Below are 1,409 nucleotides of genomic sequence, written 5' to 3' on the forward strand. Positions count from 1 at the left end.
TACTCCAGCCGCACTTCGCCGAGCCGGCGTCTTCGCTGGTAGTGGCTGACTTTTGCCCTGAACTGGTGGCGGCGACGCCACCATGACCATCTATTGATGTGGTCGCGGGACCGTTTCCGGGTGATCAGGTGCGCCAGGAGGCGTCGGACCTCGGCGAGGCTGAGGGGGACGAGTCCGTCCCGGTCGCAGTGCCCCTTTTTGTGTTCTTGGCGGTGACGGACAGGAAGGCGTGCGCCGCCATGGCGAGGGTTATGTGGCGGTACCAGGCGTCGTAGCGGCGGACCTGGTACTGGTCGAGCCCGACTTGTCCCTTTGCCGTCTGGAAGCACTCCTCAATCGCCCACCGGGTGCCGGCGACCCGGATCAGTTCTTCGGGGTCGGTGCCGTCCGGGCCGTAACAGAGGTGGTAGGCCAGTTCGGTCGGATCGGTAATCGAGCGGCGGATGAGCAGCCAGCGGGTGAACCCGTGTTCGGCGGTGCCGGTGTCGGGCAGGCTTGCCACCGCCCAGTCGTACAGGCGAGGGCCCTTGGCGCCGTCGCCGCAGCTGCGCCGCTTCCACGCGGCGTCCGGGGCCAGTCGGGCGAGGGTGTCGGCGCGGGCGCTGCCGCCTTCGGTCGGGATCTTCTGGTTGCAGGCCACGGCCAGCACATAGGCCGTGCGGCGGGCCTGCAGCCAGAACCGGAACTTGCTGTCCTTGCCGTAGGCTTCGTCGGCTGTCACCCACCGCGCCGGGATCCCGGCGTCCAGCGCCCGGCGCAGCATCGCCAGCCCGAGCGCCGGCTTGGTCGCGAACGCGACCTGCGGGGGCACTGCGGCTTCGGCGCGGCGTACGGGGTCGTCGCACCAGGTCTGCGGCAGGTACAACTCCCGGTCGATCAGCGTTCGCCCGTGCTGGGACGCGTAGGCCAAGAACACGCCCAGCTGGCAGTTCTCCGTCCGCCCGGCGGTGCCGGAGTACTGGCGCTGCACGCCGGCGGACCTGTCGCCCTTCTTGATGAACCCGGTCTCGTCGATGATCAAAACACCGTCCAGGTCGCCCAGGTGGTCGGCAACATAGCCGCGCAGGTCGTCGCGGACGGCGTCAGCGTCCCACGCCGCGTCGTTGAGCAGGCGCTGCATGCCGTCGGGCGTGTTCTCCCCGGCCGCCTCCGCCAACGTCCAGCCGTTCTTGTCCGACAGCGGCGACAGCAGCCCCAGCAGGTAGGCCCTGGCGCGCCGACGCGGCTCCACCCGCCGGAACCGGCCGGCGAACCGCGCCATCAGGTCGTCCAGGCCCGCCGCCCACCCCGCAAGATCCGCAACACTCACGAGCACGGGAGTCTACAATGGACCAACGCTGCGGTTCGGAAGGTGTCCCGCCAAGCGTGCCTAGCAGCGCAAACTCCTCGGCGGAAGTGCGGCTGGAGTA

General features: G+C 69.5%; 1 protein-coding gene. It reads right to left on the reverse strand.

From position 1 onward, the window contains the following. Positions 1 to 124: 124 nt before the first annotated feature. Positions 125 to 1,261, reverse strand: a complete 1,137-nt coding sequence (locus AB0J67_RS41140; RefSeq protein WP_363491256.1) for an IS701 family transposase — start codon at positions 1,259 to 1,261, stop codon at positions 125 to 127. Positions 1,262 to 1,409: the final 148 nt, after the last annotated feature.

Origin of the sequence: Catellatospora sp. NPDC049609 (assembly GCF_040675365.1) — a bacterium.
GTDB lineage: Bacteria > Actinomycetota > Actinomycetes > Mycobacteriales > Micromonosporaceae > Catellatospora.